At 69.4% G+C, this 20970-nt stretch carries 17 protein-coding genes and 1 tRNA gene; 9 read left to right on the forward strand and 9 right to left on the reverse strand.

Annotation, left to right across the window (positions count from 1 at the left end; genetic code table 11):
• From D7V93_RS07145 to D7V93_RS07160, 4 genes are all read right to left on the reverse strand, one after another.
• Nucleotides 1-1324, reverse strand: a 1324-nt coding sequence (locus D7V93_RS07145; RefSeq protein WP_120642659.1) for a 3'-5' exoribonuclease YhaM family protein, incomplete at its 3' end; no start/stop codon positions are given.
• 61 nt (nt 1325-1385) lie between these two features.
• Nucleotides 1386-2525, reverse strand: coding sequence for a class I SAM-dependent rRNA methyltransferase (locus D7V93_RS07150; RefSeq protein ID WP_120642660.1), 1140 nt, complete (start codon nt 2523-2525; stop codon nt 1386-1388).
• A 125-nt stretch (nt 2526-2650) separates the two neighbouring features.
• Nucleotides 2651-3022 (reverse strand): hypothetical protein, encoded by a 372-nt coding sequence (locus tag D7V93_RS07155; protein WP_120642661.1) that lies wholly within the window; start codon nt 3020-3022, stop codon nt 2651-2653.
• Nucleotides 3023-3067: 45 nt separating this feature from the next.
• The gene (locus D7V93_RS07160) at nt 3068-4663 is read right to left on the reverse strand and encodes an NAD(P)/FAD-dependent oxidoreductase (protein ID WP_120642662.1); all 1596 of its coding nucleotides are present in this window, start codon (nt 4661-4663) and stop codon (nt 3068-3070) included.
• Nucleotides 4664-4993: 330 nt separating this feature from the next.
• Here D7V93_RS07160 and D7V93_RS07165 point away from each other — a divergent pair, with 330 nt between their 5' ends.
• Nucleotides 4994-5200, forward strand: coding sequence for a hypothetical protein (locus D7V93_RS07165; RefSeq protein WP_208722942.1), 207 nt, complete (start codon nt 4994-4996; stop codon nt 5198-5200).
• A gap of 183 nt (nt 5201-5383) precedes the next feature.
• On the opposite strand, the gene D7V93_RS07170 is transcribed toward D7V93_RS07165, so the two are convergent.
• Entirely contained in the window at nt 5384-6028 is a 645-nt protein-coding gene (locus D7V93_RS07170) for a diacylglycerol kinase family protein (RefSeq protein WP_120642664.1), read from the reverse strand.
• A gap of 80 nt (nt 6029-6108) precedes the next feature.
• Here D7V93_RS07170 and D7V93_RS07175 point away from each other — a divergent pair, with 80 nt between their 5' ends.
• From D7V93_RS07175 to D7V93_RS07200, 6 genes are all read left to right on the forward strand, one after another.
• Nucleotides 6109-8988, forward strand: coding sequence for a golvesin C-terminal-like domain-containing protein (locus D7V93_RS07175; protein ID WP_120642665.1), 2880 nt, complete (start codon nt 6109-6111; stop codon nt 8986-8988).
• 99 nt (nt 8989-9087) lie between these two features.
• Nucleotides 9088-10098 (forward strand): type I glyceraldehyde-3-phosphate dehydrogenase, encoded by a 1011-nt coding sequence (gene gap / locus D7V93_RS07180; RefSeq protein ID WP_120642666.1) that lies wholly within the window; start codon nt 9088-9090, stop codon nt 10096-10098.
• A 70-nt stretch (nt 10099-10168) separates the two neighbouring features.
• Entirely contained in the window at nt 10169-11359 is a 1191-nt protein-coding gene (locus tag D7V93_RS07185; RefSeq protein ID WP_120642667.1) for a phosphoglycerate kinase, read from the forward strand.
• A gap of 30 nt (nt 11360-11389) precedes the next feature.
• Entirely contained in the window at nt 11390-12160 is a 771-nt protein-coding gene (gene tpiA, locus D7V93_RS07190) for a triose-phosphate isomerase (RefSeq protein WP_120642668.1), read from the forward strand.
• An 85-nt stretch (nt 12161-12245) separates the two neighbouring features.
• Entirely contained in the window at nt 12246-12677 is a 432-nt protein-coding gene (secG, locus tag D7V93_RS07195; RefSeq protein WP_120642669.1) for a preprotein translocase subunit SecG, read from the forward strand.
• 84 nt (nt 12678-12761) lie between these two features.
• Nucleotides 12762-12843: transfer RNA gene (locus D7V93_RS07200), tRNA-Leu, on the forward strand.
• A 48-nt stretch (nt 12844-12891) separates the two neighbouring features.
• Here the strand turns inward: D7V93_RS07200 and D7V93_RS07205 are convergent.
• Nucleotides 12892-14163, reverse strand: coding sequence for a putative sensor domain DACNV-containing protein (locus D7V93_RS07205; protein WP_158623668.1), 1272 nt, complete (start codon nt 14161-14163; stop codon nt 12892-12894).
• Between the two features lie 179 nt (nt 14164-14342).
• Between D7V93_RS07205 and D7V93_RS07210 the strand changes: the two genes are divergently transcribed.
• On the forward strand, nt 14343-15506 hold the full coding sequence (locus tag D7V93_RS07210; RefSeq protein ID WP_208722943.1) for a glycoside hydrolase family 16 protein: 1164 nt from the start codon (nt 14343-14345) through the stop codon (nt 15504-15506).
• A 92-nt stretch (nt 15507-15598) separates the two neighbouring features.
• Here the strand turns inward: D7V93_RS07210 and D7V93_RS07215 are convergent, their stop codons facing one another.
• Nucleotides 15599-16717, reverse strand: coding sequence for a hypothetical protein (locus tag D7V93_RS07215; protein WP_120642671.1), 1119 nt, complete (start codon nt 16715-16717; stop codon nt 15599-15601).
• Nucleotides 16714-18492, reverse strand: a complete 1779-nt coding sequence (locus tag D7V93_RS07220) for a hypothetical protein (RefSeq protein WP_147451069.1) — start codon at nt 18490-18492, stop codon at nt 16714-16716. The genes D7V93_RS07215 and D7V93_RS07220 overlap by 4 nt, the downstream gene beginning before the upstream one ends.
• A gap of 372 nt (nt 18493-18864) precedes the next feature.
• On the opposite strand from D7V93_RS07220, the gene D7V93_RS07225 reads away from it, so the two are divergent.
• Nucleotides 18865-19956: an ADYC domain-containing protein gene (locus tag D7V93_RS07225; RefSeq protein ID WP_120642673.1), complete on the forward strand. Its 1092-nt coding sequence runs from the start codon at nt 18865-18867 to the stop codon at nt 19954-19956.
• Between the two features lie 14 nt (nt 19957-19970).
• Here the strand turns inward: D7V93_RS07225 and D7V93_RS07230 are convergent, their stop codons facing one another.
• On the reverse strand, nt 19971-20906 hold the full coding sequence (locus D7V93_RS07230; protein ID WP_120642678.1) for a sigma-70 family RNA polymerase sigma factor: 936 nt from the start codon (nt 20904-20906) through the stop codon (nt 19971-19973).
• Nucleotides 20907-20970 lie beyond the last annotated feature (64 nt).

Raw genomic sequence — 20970 nt, forward strand, 5'->3', positions numbered from 1 at the left:
GGGCCGCGCTGCCCTCGGCTCCGGCGGGGGCCTGCGCCGCCTGCGGGCCCTTGTCGGCCCGGGCCTTGCGCTTCTCCTCGCGGTGCTTTCGACGGCCGCTGCCGCCGCCCTCCACCGGGGCACGCCCGCGGCCGGTGGGCACGGAGCCCTTCCAGAGCGGCCGGTCATAGGCGCGCAGGTGGTCCGTCCAGCGGTCGTTCGGATCGCGCTGCATGGCCTCCACCCACGAGGAGATGCGCGCGTCGAGCGCACCGAGCGCGTCGACGATCTGCGCCTCCAGCGTCATCGGCGGCTTCGCGGTGCCGGCCCCGGCCTGCCCCTGCTGGGAGATCGCCAGGTGCGTCAGGTGCTGCTCCAGGAGCGGCGGGAAGCCGGGGATGGCGAGCGTCTTCTCGCGGATCTTCTGCGCGGCCAGCACCGCGTGGCCCACGAGCCGACCCTCGTCGGTGTTCTCGAAGCCCTTGTCGGACGAGCCTTCGCCCGCCTTCATCACGTCATGCAGGAACGCGCCCGCCAGGAGCAGGTCGCGGTCCGCCATGGGGTAGTGGTCCGACACGCGCAGCGTCAGGCGCATCACCGACAGGACGTGCTCGGCCAGCCCTCCGCGCCACGCGTGGTGCACGCCCTTGGCCGCCGGAGCGACGGGCAGCCCCGCCGCCACCTGCGCGTCGTCCAGGAACGCCACCAGGAGCTGCTTCACGTACGGGTCGTTGACGCGCTCGTTGATCAGCTCGCGGATCTGCCCCACCGCGCGCGGGCCACCGCCGCCCTCGTGACGGGGCTCCGGCTTGCCGTCCGCCCTGGGCTCACGGGGCTCCTTCGCGTCGCCGGACTTCGCTTCGCCAGCCTTCGCGTCGCCGGACTTCGCTTCGCCGGACTTCGCTTCGCCCGACTTCGCTTCGCGGGGCTCCTTCGCCTCGTTCGCGGGCTTCGCCTCGGCGGGCGGGGCGGGGGGCGGCTCGAACTCCTTGGGGTCGAGCGGCTCCGGGTCCAGCCGCTCCACGGCCTCCACGACCACCTGCGTGCGGCCGTGGAAGACGATGACGCCGCCCTGCACGAGGACGTAGTCACCGGTCTGGAACGTGGGCTCGAGCGCGTCCACCTTGTCGAAGACGCGGGCGTCCACCGTGCCGCTCTTGTCGGCCAGGGACAGCGAGAGGAACACCTTGCCGCTGCGCGCGTTCACCTTCTCCTTCTTGGTGACGCGGAAGACGGTGTTGACGCGGTCCTTCTCGCGCAGATCGACCGCGTACACCTTGCGGACGGTCTCGACGGAAGCCTCCGGGGTGGAAGTCGCGGCCTGGGACTCATTTTCGGTTGTCATCGCGGCCGCGGACACTACCACCGAGGAGGCCCGTCAAGGCGAGCCAAGACATGCACCCCGCTCAGCTCACTTCGAGCGCCACCGCCTCCAGGTACTCGGTCCCCGGGGAGCCGACCGGCGACGGGTGGTCCGGCGGCAGGCCCATCCGCACCAGCCGGAAGGCGATGCGCGCCTCCTGTTCGCAGGCCGTGGCCACCGCTTCGTTGAACGACCCCAGCCCGAGCGGGGGGTGGTAGCCGACCACCAGCAGGCGCCCGCCGTGACGGGTGCGCCGCAGCGCCAGCCGCACCTGCTCGATGAAGGCCTCCTCGGACGCCACGCCCTGGGTGTCCAGCAGCACCAGGTCGAACGTGTCCTTCAGGGCCCGAAGCACCGCCAGGGGCTCGCCCTGTTCCACCGTCACCCGGCCGAGCAGTCCGTTCGCCTCCGCGTTCTCCCGCGCCAGGTCCGCGGAGTCCGCGTTGCCGTCAAAGGCGAGGATCTGCTTCGCCCCGTGGCGCCCCGCGTGGACGAAGAGGCCGCCCACGTTGCAGGCCACGTCCAGCACCCGGTCCCCGTTGCCGGTGCGCCCCAGGAAGCGGCGCAGCTCGCGCTGATCATACTGGTAGCCCGTGCCCTTGCCGTAGGTGAGGTCCACGGTGAAGCGCGCCCCCATCTCCAGCAGGCGGCACCAGCGCGGCGGCGTGCCGTACATCACGTGCGGACGCTCCGCGGTCAGCCCCAGCGCCTTGCGCCGGAACGTGTCGTTGCGCAGGAGCACGGACGCCGCCCCCGTCACCTCGACCAGCGTGCGGGTGATCTCCTCCTTGCGCGCGTCCATGGAGCGCGTGAGCGTCTGGACGACGAAGTGCGAATCGTAGCGGTCCACGATGAGGCCCGGCAGCCCGTCCCCGTCATCGTTCACGATGCGGCAGAAGCGAGGATCATCCACCAGCCGCCCGCGGCGCTCGAAGGCATGGCGGACGTGGCGGGGGATGAGCCCTTCCACGGCCTCGTCCGGCAGGCCCAGGCGGCGCACGGCATAGGAGGCCTGGAGGTCCACGTCTCCCAGGCCCAGGAGCTGCCCATCCTCGTCCTTGAGCTGCATGGGCGTGCCGGGTTCGGGCTCGCCCTCCATGGAGACGATGTCCTCGCGGCGCAGCCAGGGTGCGCCATGGCGGAGCTTCCGGGCGGCTTCTCGGGACAGGTAGGTGCTGAGCAAGGTGTCGTCCTCCTCCAGCGCGGTGGGGGCACCCCGTGGGGCGCCCTCGTGAAAGATGCGCTGTGTGGGGCCTGCTGGCGGCAGGGGCCGCGCCGCCACCCTGGAGGGCAGGGGAGGGAGCGGCGCTAGAGGACGGGCGGCGGCCGCTTGTAGGCCTTGAATGTCACCCGCGTGAGCATTCCGCTGACCACCAGGGCCAGCGCGATGCCCAGCATGCGCACGTTCCACGACTTGCCGGTGACGAGCAGCACGAGCGCGAGCACGCCCACCGCCACCGCGCCCAGCACCGTGAGCGTCTGGGAGCGCGAGTCCTTGTGGGCCTGGGGCCTGCGGGCCTGGGCGAGCACCGGCAGGGAAGAGGCCTTGCGCCACTTCTCCGCGCCGTCCTCGCGGACCTCGTCGTCGGGGTCCACGAGCCCCTGCACGTAGGCCCGCTCGATGTCGCCCAGCGAGGGGAACATCAGCTCTCCGTCAGGGGTGCGCACGCGGTACGCCATGGGTTTTTCCCTCCCCGGTCACCCTGCCCGGACCGGGAGGGGACCTCAAGTCAGCTCGGTGGCAATCTGCTCAGCGATGCGCAGTCCATCAATGGCGGAGGACACGATGCCGCCCGCGTACCCGCAGCCCTCGCCGGCCGGGTACAGGCCGCGCATGGACACCGACTGCAGGTCGTTGCCCCGGGTGATGCGCACCGGGGAGGACGTCCGGCTCTCGATGCCGATGAGCTTCCCCTCGTCGCTGATGAAGCCGCGCATCTTCCGGTCGAAGGTGCGCAGCGCCGCCTTGAGCGACTGCGTCAGCCGCTCCGGGAACAGCTGGTTCAGGTCCGTGTGCGCAAGGCCCGGGCGGTAGCTGGTGTCTCCCGGGTCCTTCTTCACGCGGCCGGCCAGGTAGTCCGGGATGGTCTGCGCGGGCGCGTAGAAGCGGCCTCCGCCCAGCTTGTACGCCGCGGACTCCCAGTGCCGCTGGAACTCCAGGCCCGCGAGCGGCCCCCGGAAGCCCTCGCGCTCGAAGTCGGCCACGGACACGGACACGACGATGCCCGCGTTGGCGAACTTCGCGTTGCGCCGCGAGTTGCTCATGCCGTTGGTGCACTGCAGGCCTTCCTGCGTGGGCGTGGGCACCACGATGCCGCCGGGGCACATGCAGAACGAGTAGACGCCGCGCACCTCGCCGTCCACGTCCAGGTTCTCCGCCAGCTTGTAGTCCGCGGGCGGCAGCTTCGAGTGCTTCGCGGCGGCGCCGTACTGGATGCCGTTGATGAGGGACTGCGGGTGCTCCGCGCGGAAGCCCAGCGCGAAGGGCTTGGCCTCCACGCTCACGCGGCCGTCGGCGGCGAAGCGCTCGTACAGCTCGCGCGCGGAGTTGCCCGGCGCCAGGATGACGCGGTCGCTCTCCAGCGTGCGGCCGTCGGCCATCTTCACGCCCGCGATGTGGCCGTCGCGGTAGAGCAGGTCGTCCACGCGCTGCTCGAAGTGCACCTGGCAGCCGCCGGCGATGAGCTCGTCGCGCAGCTTCGCCACCGCGCCGGGCAGCAGGTCCGAACCGATGTGCGGCTTGCCCTCGATGAGGATGTGGTCCGGCGCCCCGTAGCGCGCGAACGCTTCAATCACCTTGCGCACCATGGGGTGGTTGATGCGCGTGGACAGCTTGCCGTCGGTGTACGCGCCCGCGCCGCCCTCGCCGAAGTTCATGTTGCTCTCGGGGTCGAGCGACCCGTCGCGCATGAGCTTCGCCACGTCCTTGCGGCGCGTCACCACCTCGCGGCCCCGCTCCAGCAGGATGCTGCGCACGCCGCGCTCCAAGAGGCCCAGCGCGCAGAACAGCCCCGCGGGGCCGGTGCCGATGATGAGCGGCAGCTTCTCCGGCTCCTTCACGCGCGGGAGGACCTCCGGCGGGGGAGGGGCCTCGCTGACGTCCGGCGGCAGGCGCGGCGCCTTCCTGCCCGGGGCCAGCTCCACCTCCAGCGTGTAGATGTAGCGCGGGCTGCCCTTCTTGCGCGCATCCAGCACCGAGCGCACCACGCGCACGGAGGCGAGGTCACTCCGGGTGACCCCCAGCTTCTCCGCGGCGCGCTGGCCGAGCAGCTCCTCCGGCTCGTCCAGCCACAGCCCGATGTTGTTCACCCGGTACGCCATCTTGTTCTAGCTCCTCGGTGGGGGCGCGTATGTGCTCCAGCCCCCCCAGGGAATGCAAGCACTTGAAAAGACGAGACGCTCATCTGCCAGCAAGGGGGTAGGTGCGTACCCGTTGATGCACCCGCCCCCTGTCTCCAGGCGGTGGGGAGGCCCCGGGTGCGTAACCCCCTTCGCACCTTCCACTTCCCGTGCCGTCCAGTTTCGGGCTTCAACCCCTGGGGACTCTTGGAGAATTCGTTTGGAAGAGAACGACTGGCACGGGGGTTGAACCTAGCAGCCGAGTGATGACGCGGCGCCCCTGGTTCGGCGCCGATTCCGGAGGCAATTCCCGTGAGCACCGATCAAAAGAGCACCCGCATCCTCGCGCGCACCTTCTTCACCCAGCTGCGTGCAAGCGGCTACACGCCGCACCAGGTCATCGGGATCGCGACGGAACTGCTGGAGCTGGTCACCACCGACCTGCGGGAGGGTGGTGACAAGGCGGCTGCCGCCCAGGCAACACCGGAGTCCGCGCCCGAGTGGCAGCAGCGCGCGTAGGCCGTTAAGCTGGCGTGACAGACCCTCGCGGGTGAGCGGGCTCCGGACCGGTTCCGGGGTCCCCGCCCGCAAGGTGGAGGAAGCGAACCGGCGGCCGCCGGTTTTTTGTTGTCCGCCCGGCTCCCCTGTCGCGCATGTCGCGGGTCGCCCCCGGGGCGTCAGGGGCTTCGACGCGCCGTGTCTTCAGGGCTGGGGGTGGCGCCTGCGTTCGCGGGCGGCCGCACCGGCGATGAAGAGCAGCGCGGCGGTGAGCGCGGTGAAGACGAGGCTCGCGGAGGTGGGCGCCGTCATCGCGAGCAGCCCGCAGCCCCCGAGGAACGCGAGCACGTCAATGGCGGCGGGCCGGGGCTGGGGCAGCACGAGGATGGTGGCGCACCCGGCCAGGGGCAGGCCCAGCGCGACCTGCCGGAAGATGGCGTCGGTGTTGGTGCGCACCGTCTCCCAGTAGTTCACGAGGATGGCGGCGAAGATGACCACCGTGCCTCCGGCGAGCACGAGCACGCCCGCGGCGGCCGCGTCCTTGGTGAGCCGGGCCTTCTCGTCGAACTGTTGCACGGCCAGATCCACCAGCTGCTCCAGCGCGCTGTTGAGGATCTCCGCGAAGAAGATGAGCAGCACGCAGAAGATGAGCGTCACCTTCTCCGCGAGCCCCAGCGGGATGCCGCTGCCCACCAGGCCCACCAGCACGCCGGAGATGAGGTGGATGCGCATGTTGCGCTGCCAGGCGACGGTGTGGATGAGCCCCGCCCACGCGTGACCGAACGAGGCGAACAGCCCGTTGCTGCGGCGGGAGGGAAACTGGGGACGGGAGGGTGCAGGAACGGTCATCGGAGAGTGAAGGGGTCGGCAGGCTAGCACCCGCGGGTTCGATTGCCGCGTCTGAGTGAACGGGTAAGGTCGGCCCCGTGATGCGAACGTCCTTGTCGTCCTGGCCGCGCGTGCTCGCGCTGGCCCTGTGGTGCACCGGTGTCCTCGCGCATGCGCAGGGGGCCCCCACGAGCTTCGAAGGAGATGACCTGGGCCTGGAGCCCCCCGGTGTCCACTATCTCCCAGCGCCGGGCCCGCGAGCCCACGAGCAGCACCGGCTGTCCGCCTCCGAACCTCCCGTGGTGCGGCGCGAGGTGCGGGGCCCGGCGGGGGGCGTGAAGGCGGCCGGGGTGCCGCAGACGCGCCTGGGCGAGGGCGCGCTGTCCGGCAAGGTCATCTACCTGAGCCCCGGGCACGGCTTCTACCGCGACAACGGGCTGAAGCGCTGGGCGACGCAGCGGGGCAACACCTTTGGCGTGGTGGAGGACTTCATCTCCGCGGAGGTGGTGTCCCAGGAACTGCTGCCCCTGCTCGTGGGCGCGGGCGCTACGGTGGTACCGGTGCGTGAGACGGACCTGAACCCGCTGCTCGCCATCGTGGATGACGGACAGGCAGGCTACACGCAAGACGGGGACCTCGGGCGCTTCCACGCCTCCGAGCAGAAGGGCTGGGGCGCTCCTCCCGTGCCCATGGGCAACGGCGTGGAGCCGTTCACGCTGGGCACCACACGCACGCTGGACACGGCGGCCACCGACACCGCGCGCGCCACGTGGACCCCGAACGTGTCGGCGGACGCGGCCTACCAGGTCTATGTCTCCTACGGCTCCGACCCCACGCGCGCGACGGATGCGCACTACGTGGTGAAGCACGCGGGAGGGGAGAGCCACTTCCGGGTGAACCAGCGCCGCCACGGTGGGACGTGGGTGCTGCTGGGCCGCTTCTACTTCAAGGCTGGCCAGCACCCGGAGTCGGGCGCGGTGGTGCTCCAGAACGACTCGGCGGCGGGCACGGGCGCGACGCTGTCGGTGGACGCGGTGCGGCTGGGCGGTGGCCGGGGCCTGCTGGGAGACGCGGCGCAGGGGCCGCTCCAGCGCCCGCGCTTCGAGGAGAGCGCGCGCTACCACGTGCAGTACAGCGGGGCGCCCTTCAGCGTGTACGCGCCATCAGGGGCCAACGCGCTCTCCAACGAGCGCAACGCGGACGTGACGGCCCGGCCGCGCTTCGCCGCGTGGCTGCACGAGGAGGGCGAGGACGCCGTCTACGTGGCCTGGCACACCAACGCGTCCACGTCCGGCAACGTGGTGGGCACGGAGGCGTACGTCTACGGGCCGAACCCGGTGGACGGCACGCTCAACTTCACCGGCGTGAAGGACAGCGACGTGATGGCGAAGGCGCTGCTCGCGCAGATTGAAAAGGACCTCAAGCGCGAGGTGGATCCGAACTGGCGGGTGCGCACCCTGCGCTCGGCGAACCTGGGCGAGGTGAACCCCACGCACAACCCGGAGATGCCCAGCGTGCTCCTGGAGATGGCCTACCACGACAACACGGCGGACGCGGCGAAGCTCAAGGAAGCGCGTCTGCGCCACGTCGCCGCGCGCGCCATCGTGCAGGGCCTCATCAAGTACTTCGCGGCCCGCGACGGCGTGGCGGTGAACCTGCCGCCGGAGGCCCCGGGTGCGGTCGTGGCGCGCAACGCGGCGCCGGGCGCGGTGGAGGTGAAGTGGACGGCGCCGCCGTTGGTCGCGTCGGAGGAGGGCCGCGATGCCCCGACGGGCTACCGCCTCTACCAGAGCGCGGATGGACGGGCCTGGGATGAAGGCACCGCCGTGCAGAACCCCGAGGCCACCGTCACGCTGGCCGCGGGCACGCTGCGCTACTTCCGCGTCGCCGCGGTGAACGCGGGCGGCGAGTCGTTCCCGTCCGCCACGGTGGGCGTGCGCGTGGGCGGCACGCCGCCGGTGCTGCTCGTCAACGCGTACGAGCGGCTGGACGCCACGGTGGCCTGTGGCGAGACGCTGACGCCGTACGACCTGGACTCCCCGCTGCGCGTCTACCTGGAGGCCATGAACGACGGCAGCTTCCTGCGCCAGCACGGCGCGGCGTTCGCCCAGACGGCGCTGCCCTTCGACAGCGCGACGGGCACCGCGGTGGCGGCGGGGCTCGTGACGCCCACGGGCTACAAGCTGGTGGACTGGTCCACCGGGCGCGGAGGCGTGGGCGGCGCGGGTCCGTCGCGGGCGGAGCAGGACGCCCTGCGCGCGTTCGTCACGGGAGGCGGGCACCTGCTGCTGTCGGGCGGTCGCACCGTGTCCACGCTCGCCGCGGGCAGCGCGGAGGACCGGCTGTTCGTCGCGGACATCCTGCGCGCGGCCATCGCCCCGGGCGCGCCGGCTTCCCGCGTGGAGGGCTCGCCGGGCGGCTTCCTCGCGGACCTGGCTGCCACGCCGCTGGATGACGGGACGCTCGGGGGCTACCCCGTCGGCGCCACCGACGTGCTGGCGGCGACGGGCGGCGGCGCGGAGGTGCTGCGCCATGCCGGTACGACGCTAGGCGCGGGAGTCGTCTCCGGGACGACGCCTGCGGGACAGGTGATGGTGCTGGGCTTCCCCTTCGAGGGCCTGGCGTCGAACCAGGCGCGGTCGCGGCTGGTGGGCGCGTTCCTGGTGAAGGCGGGGCTGCTCACCCAGCCGCCGCCCCTGCCCGACGCGGACGTGACGCCCCCGGTGAGCCCCCGGCCGCTGACGTCCTGCGTGGCGGTGCGGGAGCGCAACCCGCATCCGCCCGTGGATCCGCCCCCGGTGGACCCGCCGCCGGAGCCGAAGGTCGTCCAGGTGATGCCGGACGTCTATTACGGCAAGGCGGACACCGGCTGCGGCTGCGGGGCGGGGGAAGCGGGAACGGCCTCCGGGCTCTGGGTGTTGGTCGGGGTGATTGTTCAGCTCCGGCGTTCGCGCTCGAAAGCGGCCCACGCGAAGCGTTGACTCGGCGGGGGCGCCTGCCTACGGTCGCCCGCCTTCTTTACGAGACTCATGACGGTGGGCCGTGAGGGCCCACTCCTACTTCAAGGAGATACGGACATCATGGCCACCAAGATCGCCATCAACGGCTTCGGTCGCATCGGTCGCTGCATCCTGCGCGCCGCGCTCAGCCGCAAGGAAGACCTCGAGATCGTCGCCATCAACGACCTCGACAAGCCGTCGGCGCTGGCCCACCTCTTCAAGTACGACTCCGTGCACCGCACGTGGCCGGGCGAGGTGAAGGCGACGGACAAGGGCATCGTGGTGGATGGCCGGGAGATCGCCGTCACCGCGGAGAAGGACCCCACGGCGCTGCCCTGGAAGTCGATGAACGTGGACGTGGTGCTGGAGTGCACCGGCCGCTTCACGGGCCGCGAGGGCGCCGAGAAGCACCTCAAGGCGGGCGCGCGCAAGGTGCTCATCTCCGCGCCGGCCAAGGGCCCGGACATGACCATCGCGTTCGGCATCAACCACGAGCAGTACGACCCGTCCAAGCACCACATCGTGTCCAACGCGTCGTGCACCACCAACTGCCTGGCGCCCATCGCCAAGGTGCTGGTGGACAACTTCGGCATCGAGCACGGCCTGATGACGACGGTGCACAGCTACACCAACGACCAGCGCATCCTGGACCTCACCCACGAGGACATGCGCCGTGCCCGCGCCGCCGCGCTCTCCATGATCCCCACCAGCACCGGCGCCGCGAAGGCCATTGGCGAAGTCATCCCGGCGCTCAAGGGCAAGATGCACGGCCTGGCCGTGCGCGTGCCCACCCCGAACGTGTCGCTGGTGGACCTCACGGTGAACACCACCAAGAAGGTCACCGCGGAGCAGGTCATCGAGGCCTACCGCAAGGCCGCCGCCGGTCCGCTCAAGGGCGTGCTGGAGTTCAGCGACGCGCAGACGGTGTCGGTGGACTACAACGGCAACCCGCACTCGGCCATCTTCGACTCCACCAACTGCTTCGTGATGGGCGACAACATGCTCAAGGTCATGGCCTGGTACGACAACGAGTGGGGCTTCTCCAACCGCATGGTCGACACGGCGAAGTACCTCGTGTCGAAGGGCCTGTAGTCCTCAAGGACGCAGGCACGCATTCCGGCACCGTTGGGCTGACCGAGTACAGGGCAAGGGGCACCAAAAGATGATCCGCTACATCGATGACCTGCAGTTGACCGGCAAGCGCGTCTTCATCCGCGTGGACTTCAACGTCCCCATGGACGGTCGGCGCATCACCGACGACACCCGCATCCGCGAAGCGCTGCCGACCATCAAGCGCGCGCTGGAGATGGGCGGCAAGGTCATCCTGGCGTCCCACCTCGGTCGGCCCAAGGGCCCGGACCCCAAGCTGTCGCTGGAGCCCGTCGCCGCGAAGCTCGTGGAGCTGCTCGGCGGCAAGCACGAGGTCATCCTCACGGACGACAGCGTGGGCGACGGCGTGAAGAAGCAGGTGAAGGAGCTCAAGGAGGGGCAGGTCGTCCTCCTGGAGAACCTGCGCTTCCACAAGGAGGAGGAGGCGAACGACGAGGCCTTCTCGCGCGAGCTGGCGGCGCTGGCGGACGTCTACGTCAACGACGCTTTTGGCACCGCGCACCGCGCGCACGCGTCGACGGCGGGCATGGTGCCCTTCGTGAAGGAGAAGGCCGCCGGCTTCCTGATGAAGAAGGAGATCGAGTACCTGGGCAAGGTGCTCAAGAACCCGGAGAAGCCCTTCGTGGCCATCCTGGGCGGCTCCAAGGTGAGCGACAAGATCAAGGTCATCGAGAGCCTGCTCCCCAAGGTGGACGCGCTGCTCGTGGGCGGCGCGATGGCGTACACCTTCCTCAAGGCGCAGGGCATTGAAGTGGGCAAGAGCCGGGTGGAGGAGGGCGACAAGCTGGCCCTCGCCGCGAAGCTGCTGGACACGGCGAAGCGGCTGAAGACGCCGCTGGTGCTGCCCATCGACCACATCGTGGGCACGGAGCCGTCGGAGAAGAGCGTGGCGAAGGAGACGCCCGACCAGGTCATCCCGCCGGACATGATGGGCCTGGACATCGGGCCCAAGACGCGCGCGATGTTCACGCAGCGCATCCGCGACGCGAAGACGGTGGTGTGGAACGGGCCCGTGGGCCTCTTCGAGGTGTCGAAGTTCGCGGAAGGCACGCGCTCGGTGGCCGCGGCCATGTCCATCAACAGCCAGGCCACGACGGTCATCGGCGGTGGCGACAGCGCGGCGGCGGTGGAGCAGATGGGCTACGCGGACAAGATGAGCCACGTGTCCACGGGCGGTGGCGCGTCGCTGGAGTTCCTGGAGGGCCGGGAGCTGCCCGGCATCAAGGCGCTGGAAACCAAGTAGGACAACGCGCGGTACCCCGGGGGAGACACCATGGCGGCCCAGGCTCGTCGGAAGATCATCGCTGGCAACTGGAAGATGAACAAGGCGGTGCCCGAAGCGCTCGCGCTGGTGCGGGAGCTTCGCGGCGCGGTGGCGGCGCTGGGCGACAAGGTGGAGGTGGTGATCGCACCTCCCTTCGTGTCGCTGCAGCCCGTGCACATCGCGCTGGAGGGAGCGCCCATCCAGCTGGCGGCGCAGAACTGCCACTGGGAGGCCTCCGGCGCGTTCACCGGGGAGATCTCCGCGCCGATGCTGGTGGAGCTGGGGTGCGCCTACGTCATCGTGGGGCACTCGGAGCGCCGGCAGTTCTTCGGGGAGACGGACGCCACGGTGAACAAGCGGGCGAAGGCCGTGAAGGCCGCGGGCATGACGCCCATCGTCTGCGTGGGCGAGACGCTGGCCGAGCGCGAGGCGAACCAGACCCTGGCGGTGGTGGAGCGCCAGGTGCGGGGCGCGCTGGAGGGGTTCACGGGCGCGGACGTGGCGACGTTCGTGATGGCCTACGAGCCGGTGTGGGCGATTGGGACGGGCCGGACGGCGACGACGGCGCAGGCCCAGGAGGTCCATGCGGCCATCCGGGGGCTGCTCACCCGGCTGTACGACGAGGGGACGGCGGGGCGGGTGCGCATCCAGTACGGCGGCAGCGTGAAGCCGGACAACGCGGCGGAATTGCTGGGTCAGCCGGACGTGGACGGGGCGCTCGTCGGGGGAGCGAGCCTCAAGGCGGCGGACTTCGTGGCCATCGTGAAGGCGGCGGGCTAGAGGAAGTTATCCCAGTTGGAAGTTGTCACCCGTTGACCACTTTGTGTAGGGTGCGCCCTCTTTCCACGGAGCGTCTGGAAGCCCCATGCTGACCTTCTTCACGATCGTGCACGTTCTACTCTGCGTGTTCATGATCTTCGTCATCTTGCTACAGCCGGGGAAGGACGCCGGCATGGGTTCCGCCCTGGGTGGCGGCGCCGCGACGAGTGCCTTCGGTGGGCGCGGAGCGGTGACCTTCCTGAGCAAGCTGACGGGCATCTGCGCCGGCTTGTTCTTCCTGACGTCGCTGGGCCTGTCGTTCGTGGGCCTGCGCGGTTCCGTGGCGGCGGGGGGCTCGGTCGCGACGCCTCCTCCGGCGGCCACGGCCCCCGCGACGCCGGGTGCGGCACCCACGACGGGTGCGGCTCCGGCGACGACGCCCGCGCCCGCGGTTCCGGGCAGTGTCGAGCAGGAGCGCACGGCGACCCCGCCGGCCGAGGGCCAGCCGGCCCCCGCGCCGACGACGCCCGCGCCGTAGTTGTCAGTCCGTATCCGGCTCGCGCGACGGTGATTTAGTCGTTGCGCGAGTCAGCGGGGTTCGATAGATGAGCCCCGCGAGCAGGCCCAGGTGGTGGAATTGGTAGACACACCATCTTGAGGTGGTGGCGCCGTGAGGCGTGCGGGTTCGAGTCCCGCCCTGGGCACTCCGAAAAAGAGCCTCCGAGTCGAAAGACTCGGGGGCTCTTGTCGTTTCAGGGCATCGGGTCCGAGACAGGCGTCCCCAGCGGCCAGTAGACGACCTTGCCGTCAAGCTGCTGGAGGGTCGCGGCATCACCGTCCTGGGAGACGATGATGGCGAGTCGCTCCGGGAGCTCCGCCGCGAAGGCCGCAGCGGCCCGGTGACGCGTCCCATGTGATTGCAGGGGCCAGAGCTCGTTCATCTCCAGCTCCGAGGTCACTGCGTAGACCTGGGGCGGTGAGGGGTTCTGGGCCGTGAGCTTCGCCCCGAAGGCCAGGACGTGGAGATCATGGCTCAGGATGACTGCTCCATCCACGGAGGTGAGCCGGGCGATCTGCGCGATAAGCCGCTCCACCCGCTGGTTGGCCTCCAGAACCTGCCGATAGTCCTCCAGCTCGTCGGGGGGCGCGGGGCGCTCCTTGATCTGGTTTCCCTCAATGCTGAAGCGGTGTTGGTCGGAATCATGCGCGATCAACTGCGCCTCAAGGCTGCCGCTGATCGCAGGCCCCAACGCGAGGGGTGGGTCAAGGCGTTTGGCCTGCTCGATGAATCGCACCGGATCCTCGCCGGGCGCGAGAATGGCGAGGAGTCCGCCATGTCCCAGCCTGACCATGCCCAGCACGATGCGCAGGAAGAAGTTCCGCGCGTCGAGGAGGGGAGGCTCGGCGAATTCCTCCAGTACGACCTTCTCGATGGAGTCGAGCTGGGGCCGGTGTTTCCCTCGGATGGGGGGAGGCGGGATGCCCCTGAGGGTGCCCCGCTCGTAGCGGATGATCTCCCTCTCCCCACGGCAGACGGCAACAACCCCTGGCTTCGGCACGAGCACACGAATGAGGGGGTCGACATCAAGAAACTGCCGGCTGTGCGGAGTGGCGAGGCCGACGACAACGAGTGCTTCTGAACGTGTCGTCACCACGAGGAAGGTCCGGGGGAACTCGCACAGGGATGCGAGCTTGGCGAGCGAACCCACCTCGAAGGGCACCGCGGGGGTGATGCTCACGAAATCCCATGCAGGTCGCTTCTCCTGAAACACGCCGAGCACCTCAGTGAACACAATGCCCAGGGGGTTCAGGTGTCCCTCTTCCGTCGCCATGGACGCGAAGAACATCGTCTCGATCAACCGGACGAATACCGGCATGGGTGGGGTCGGGTGCGGTTCACGTAGAACCTTGTCGTGCAACTGAGCCAGGAGTCCTCCTGTCGGAAGTGAGGCTTTCGCCTCCTGCTTCAGGAATGCGCCCATGACATCCGCTGGGTATTTGAAGTGGTTTCCTTGGTTGCTCATGTCAGTCATTTCTAGCATCGCCATCCACTGTGGTGTGGAGATGTTTGCTTTTGATTCATGGGCGAAGCTTACGAGTGGTCGAGGTGTTTTTTACGGGCTAAACACGTATTCCGGTGTGTAGACTGAGAATCCCCGAGAGCGGAGCGCAGTGCCTCCCTCTCCCCCTCAGGAGTCACACCATGAAGCTGAAGTGCATCGCCGTACTCGCCACGTTGTGGCTCGCTGGCTGCGGCGCAGATCCAGAAGCGCAGGTTCCGGCTCAGCAGGAGCAGGCGCTCACAGGTCTCACCATGAGTACGCCGCTGGCTCTTAACAAGACGTCCTTCCTCCGTGGCGAACGCCTGGAAGCGACCGTCACGTACAAGAACTCGACGACGCAAAACATCACCGTGAGCACCGTGGTCGTCGCCATGCGGACGCCTACGGGCGGCGGCGCGGATCTGTCTCCCGGCACGGGTGCGAAGACGGTGGCTCCCGGTCAGACGGTCACCCTGAGCGCCGGCCGGACTTTCACGTCCACCGATGCCTACGGCACCTGGCGCGTCTTCTCCAGTTGGCTGGACTCCGCCGGGGCGTGGCACGAGGAGGCGCCGCTCCTGATCGAACTGAAGGCGCCCCCAGCCAACACCTGGCGGCTGGTCTGGCAGGACGAGTTCGATGGCTCGGGCCTGCCGGACTCCACCCGCTGGGGCTACGAGGTCGGCTACGTGCGCAACGGCGAGTCCCAGTACTACACGCAGGGCCGGTTGGAGAACGCGCGGCGGGAGAATGGACAGCTCATCCTCGAGGCGCGTCGGGATGGCTGGAACGGGCACGACATCACCTCCGCCAGCCTCATCACCAAGGGCAAGAAGAGCTTCCTCTACGGCCGCATCGAGGCGCGGGCGAAGCTGCCCACGGGCAAGGGCACCTGGCCTGCGGTCTGGATGCTGGGGACGGACATCGATCAGGTCGGATGGCCCGCGTGCGGTGAGATCGACATCATGGAGTACGTGGGATTCAACCCCACCACGATCCACGGCACCGTGCACACGCCGTTCTACTACCACGGCTCCGCGGCCGGTCCCCGCGGCGGCACCACCCCGGCGTCGTCGCCCTGGCTCGACTACCACCTGTACGCCATCGAGTGGTTCCCGGACCGCATCGACTTCTTCGTGGACTCGGTGAAGTACTTCACCTTCTTCAACGAAGGCACGAGCGCGAAGTGGCCCTTCAACAAGGCCCACTACCTCCTGCTGAACCTGGCCATCGGCGGCTCCTGGGGCGGCGCGCAGGGCGTGGACCTGACCCTGTTCCCGCACCGCGTGTACGTGGACTACGTCCGCGTCTACGAACGCCTGTAGGAGGGGCGCGAAGAGAGCTGTCCGGCGGTGGCCCCCAGAACAGCGAGTGCGTCTATCTCTTCCGGTCTACAGGGCGAGGCACGGCGGCCGCTTCACCACCTCGCGATATCGCCCTGGTATTTCCACCTGTCGAAGAATCCACGCCGCCGGTGCTGCCGCTTGCGCATTGCCTCGAAGCGCATCGCGAAGTCCTGGAACTCGTCCCCGCGCGTCGCGAGTTCCTTCAAGTCGACGGCGAGCATCACGGCCTCGTCATAGGTGCTCGCCTCAACGAGCTTCTCGAGCTTCACCCACGCGGCGTCGACATCACGCCCGAGCTCGTCGAGCTTGCGCTGGAGCCTCCTTCCAGCCGCGTCCCGAGCCTTCTTCGCCCGGGCGGCTTCCGCCTTCTCTCTCATCCCTTGCTGCGTCTCGGCGAGGGCTTGCAACTCACGAACCGTGCGTCGTGCGGATGCTGCACCCGGGCCCTTTTCTGCACGGAACGTACGCAGTAACTCGCCGCCGAGCGCGAGGTCGGGGGCGTCGGCCGCGCGCAGCAGCCACTGGTCCTTCCGTGCGGGTGGAAGGCGCGTGACCCAACGTCGGAAGGCGTCGTCGCCTTCGTCGGGCTTCACGCTGTCGCGTGCCGCCGCTGCGAGGAGATCGACGTCGATGCGAAGGAACTCCACCATTGCCTGCTGAGCCGCCGTGAGCATGGCAAGCCCTGCGGGCACCGGTGGCTCCGGGGCATCGTCTCCGACCTCACCCGCCTGGACCGCCAGGAGCCAGGCGAGATAGGCGGAACGCAGGTCGCCGCGCAACAGCTCCGCGCGGAGGGGCGTCAGCGCCGCGAGTGAACCCTGGCGTTCTTCGTCATCCTCGGGTTCCTCGTCCTGGCTGATGAAGTCCAGCACGACATGCTCTCCGGCGAGCGTGAGACGTGCCGCGTGCCGGCCGATGAAGTACCCCTTCAACACCTTCACGTCGACGCGAGCTCTTGGCAAACGCAGCATCAGCCGGTGCGTGCCCCAGTTCGCGAAGTAGAGATGCGCGTCGAAGTATCGCGCCAGGAGCTTCGCTGGATCGGCCTTGAGGTCGCCCCACTGGTACTCGTTCCAGAAGCGGGTCGGTGAAATCTCGGCGCGCGTGGAGATGCTGCGCAATTCGGCCATCTGCTTCGGCGTGAGTGGCCGGTCGAGCGCGATGAACTCGTAGCGCTGGTACTCGCTCATGTGTCGTCCTCCTCGGTCTCCGTCCATGTGCGGCCTGCTTTGACTGCCGCGTGATGGAAGCGTGTGCCTGGGTTGTCCACGGAACCCGTTCCCCTTCGCGCCTGCGCCAGCGGTGCGCGAAGCGCCTCCTGGAAGGCGGGGAACCGGGACGTCCGGGCGCGAAGCGCCTCGGCCCACGGCGAGGCACTTGAGGCCCTGCCAGTCACGTCCTCGAGTTCGACGCAGCAGGCGACGAGCGCGGCGGCATGTCCGTAGTGGCGGCGCCGCTTCTCACCCAGCACCCCATCGGTGCGCTTCGTTGCCGCGGCCTTCATCGCCGTGAGCGCCACCCCGCGCTCCTGGGCCGTGAGGTGCCTGGTGACCTCTGCCCGCTGAAGCGCGTCGATGACCGACGGGGTCGAAAGCCGCGGTCCGGCATCCTGCTCCGTGCCTACCTCATCGAGGAGGGCAAGCCCGGCGTCGTCCTCCAGGTCCAGCAGGGCAAACCCGGCGTCGTCCTCCAGGTCCAGCGGCTGCAGGAGCACCTGCGCGAGTTGCGCACGGACCGAGCCCTTCGGCGCGCCCCCGAGCATCCACGCGAACACCGGGAACAGGAGGTGGCCTGGGTGGTCGCCGCTCGACCAGCCGAGGCCGGGTGCCCGCGCAAGCCGCATGGCGGCGGGTTCGATGTCTCCAACGAGTATGTGCAGGAACCCGACGAGTCGGGGGGACTTCGTCGGGCTCGCCTTCAGTGCGGAGGCCGCACGCTTGCGAACCATCACGGAGGTCCGTTCTCCGGCGAGCAGCCACCGCAGCAGCCGCGTCAAGGATGGCGCGCCAAGCCACGCCGCCTCGAGTTTCTTGTTCGCATCCTTCCGCCCGAGCAACTGGGCGGCGAGCGCAGCCCCGTCGAGGAAGTTCCCACGCCAACCCCTGGAAGTCACAAGTGCCGCACCGGTCTCATAGGCCCGGAGCATCTTTGACCTATCTCCCGCCGCCTTGACCGCCTCGCACCAGGCCTGTACGGCCTCGGGGCGTTTCGTCGTGCGCGCGATGCGCTCAAGACCCGCGATGCCGTCCCGGCGTCCGATCGCGGCTCGGAGCCAACGCTCCTTCTTGGACTCCCAAAGCGACGCCGGCTTCGCGTCCCGCTCGAGGCGGGAAATCCATGCAGACAAGAACACATCCATGTCAGGGAGTGTCCCGCCAAGAGCCGTCTGGAGTTCCTCGACAGGATCGCTGAAGTACGAAACCCCGTTCGCTTCGTCGATTGCAGCCGCGATGGCGTCCGCTCGCGCTGCGACCGGCGTGGTCATGTACACGGCGGCGAGGTACCGCGTTGTGCAGTCGTGGAGATCCACGGACAGGACCTCCTCGGCCAGCTCATCCTGCCCCAGGTCGATGTCCGCGTTGGAGATGGGGAGCAGCAATGCCCGGAAGATGGCGCACGCGGTGGCGTGGTCGCCAGCGAGCGACGCCGTGATTCCCTGTCGGAGTGCGTCGTCGACCTCGGACGGGTCCGCGCACCCGACTCGCTGAGCCGCGGCAGCGAAGCGCTCCACGGCGTCGACCTTCGCGCTCAGTGAGGCCGCGGATTCCTTCCCAGCGCCCGCGGCGGCCACGCGCCGAAGCAGTGCATCCTCGATAGAGCCTCGCGCCCCCTCACCCTGCCGTTCCAGGGCCTCCGCGATGACCGAGCGCAGCTCTTCGGCTGGGAGCGCGTTGAGCGCATCGTGGAGACTCTTGCCGCGGCCAGTACGGACCGCGCGCCCGCGATATCGGTCGGACCTTCGCATGTGGCCACACTGCCCCAGCCCGCCGGAGCCCGACAAGGCAGCCACCCCTTGCGATGAAAAGCAGTCAATGCCGCTCCTGTACCCACCAGAAGCCGAGTCCCTCCAAGATTGATCACCGGACTTCAATCGTGGACACCCCGTGTGCACCCTCCATCACACCGCGAGTGCCCGCGGAAGCGGGGGAGGCCCGGTCTTGCTTGAACGCAGCGCTGAACAGTGCGCCTGCGCTCCCACCCGATGTCACTTGTTCATCCCGGCTCCAGGTGAAGTGAACGCCGGCTGTCGATTTCCTGCATGATTTCCCCGGTCGCGGGCTCAAAGGGTCAGGGCACCTGTTCGGCCCCGCCCCATGGGCTCACCGGAGCGAATGTCGTGAATCTGTCGCCGCGCTGTCTGCTGGTCTGCCTGTTCCTGTCGGTCCCCACCCTGGCGGGAGCCACCGCCCCGAAGTCCGCACCCAGGTCCGCTGCCGGAGGGCCCAGGGCCGAGCACTATTCCCGCCGCTGCCAGTCCCAGTCCGCCCAACGCATCGCGCGGCCGCAGGGGACGATGCTGTGGGGCACCCGGCGGAGCTGGGACTCCGAGAAGGCGACCGACGAGCGCAACAGCGTGGTCGTCTCCGTGGACCTCGAGCCGCTGCGGCAGGCGGATGTCGGGGTGAAGGCCCTGCGCTTCGCTGGCGGGCACCTGGTGGCCCACCCCGCACCGGACGCCGGAGCGGTCACCAGCGGCGTCGTCGGCACCGTGCTCCAGGGCACCGCCAGCGACGGCAAGTCCGTGGAGGTGGCCATCTGCGGCGCCGAGCCCTCCGCCGAGGACCCGGGCATGGTCTTCTATCGCATCGAAGCCTGGAACGCGGTCGCGCAGGAGTGGGAGAACCCCTGCGTCGCGGTCGACCGCGTGCCCGACCCCCGCGCCCTCGCGGTGAGCGGTGTCTGGGACTCCAGCGGGGCCCACGCCAACGCTCCGGGCAAGCTCACCTTCGCCTGTGAGAACGGGGCCATCACCAAGTGCATCCTCTGGGGCTACAAGCCATGGGCCTCCCGCGACGGACGGTCGCTCGCGGACCTCCACCAGTCCTGCACCCGCCTGGCGCGCGCGGACTACTGCGGCAACGGCCGGAACCACACGCACGAGGACACCACCATCGACATCTACGACCGGTTCGGCCTGCTCGAGCGGGCGACCGAGACGTCGCGGGAGTGGGACCCCTCGAAGGCTTCGTTCGAGGCGGCGTGGGCGCCAGATGGGGCCACGTGCCTCTCCCGCACGCGCGACGGCCGCGCGATGGAGACCATCCTCCGGGAGTGCCCCGAGCGGTTCCAGCCGGCCGCCGGGGTCGCGCTGGGGGCAGGGGAGCACTGCACGGTGCGACGCGCGGACGTGGAACCAGCGACCGCGCTGCTGCGCAACCTGTCGTATGGGGCGCCGAAGGGGTCCTCCTCAGCGGCCAGCGCGCCGTAGGACGCCTCCCGGGGTCAGCCGTCCGCGGGCGGCGGCTTGCCCTGCTCGTCGAGCAGCTGACTGAGGGTCAGGTCGAGCTGGCTGTCGACGAAGGCGAGGAAGCTCTTGAAGCCTTCGGTGGTGAGGCCCAGCCGCTCCTGCAAGCGGCGCCGGGTCTCCTCGTAGACCTGCTGCTGGGCCCGCTTCAACCAGCGGGAGACGGTGGACTGATTGACGCGAAAGAGCGGGGCCATCTCGTACGTCGAGAGCCGATCCGCGAAGTGGAGGCGGAGCAGGTGGCGATCCTCGGCCGAAAGCGTGGAGGCCGCTTCGCGCACGGCCTGACGGAAGTCGGCGTGGTGGCGCCGCTTCATCACGTCCAGCTCCGGGTCCAGGCCCTGTCCCGGCAGCGCCTGGATGAGCTCGTCCGCGCTGTCCTCCTGCGCGGGCTTCTCCTGGGCGCGCAGCTTGTTCGCGGTGCGTCCCGCGATGACGAGCACCCAGCTCATCAGCGCCCCCCGCCCCGTGTAGTCCCCAATCCAGGGCGCGTGCTCGGGCGTGGCGACCAGGAGCTTCACGCGCACCTTCTGGCGCACGTCGTCGATGACCGTGTCGGCCTGCTTGAGGCTCCGGAGCTTCTCCGGCAGTCGGGCAAGGTAGGCCCGCTCGAAGGCCTCGTGCGCGGAAGGCAGGCCCTGGAGACAGGCACACGCGAGGTAGAGCTCCTCCAGGGACAGGCCGGTGAGGAGCGGGGTGATGGCTTCGGACGGGCCCGACGGGGGCAGCCGTTCGGCGAGGTGCCGCACGAACACCCCGGCCGGGAGTACGACTGTGGGCCACCGTGCGCGCGACTCCTCCCAGGTCCGGACGAGGAGGGACTCCAGGGCCGCGGCCTCCTCCTCCGGGAGGGGCACGAAGCGCACCTTCGTGTGCGCGAGGAACGTCGCGACCAGCTCGGGCACCTGTTGCATATCCTGGCCCATAGCATGCGCCATTCCCGGTCCCCAGCGCATGCCATTGAAGGATGTACGCCGC

This window comes from Corallococcus llansteffanensis, assembly GCF_003612055.1.
Classification (GTDB): Bacteria; Myxococcota; Myxococcia; order Myxococcales; family Myxococcaceae; genus Corallococcus; species Corallococcus llansteffanensis.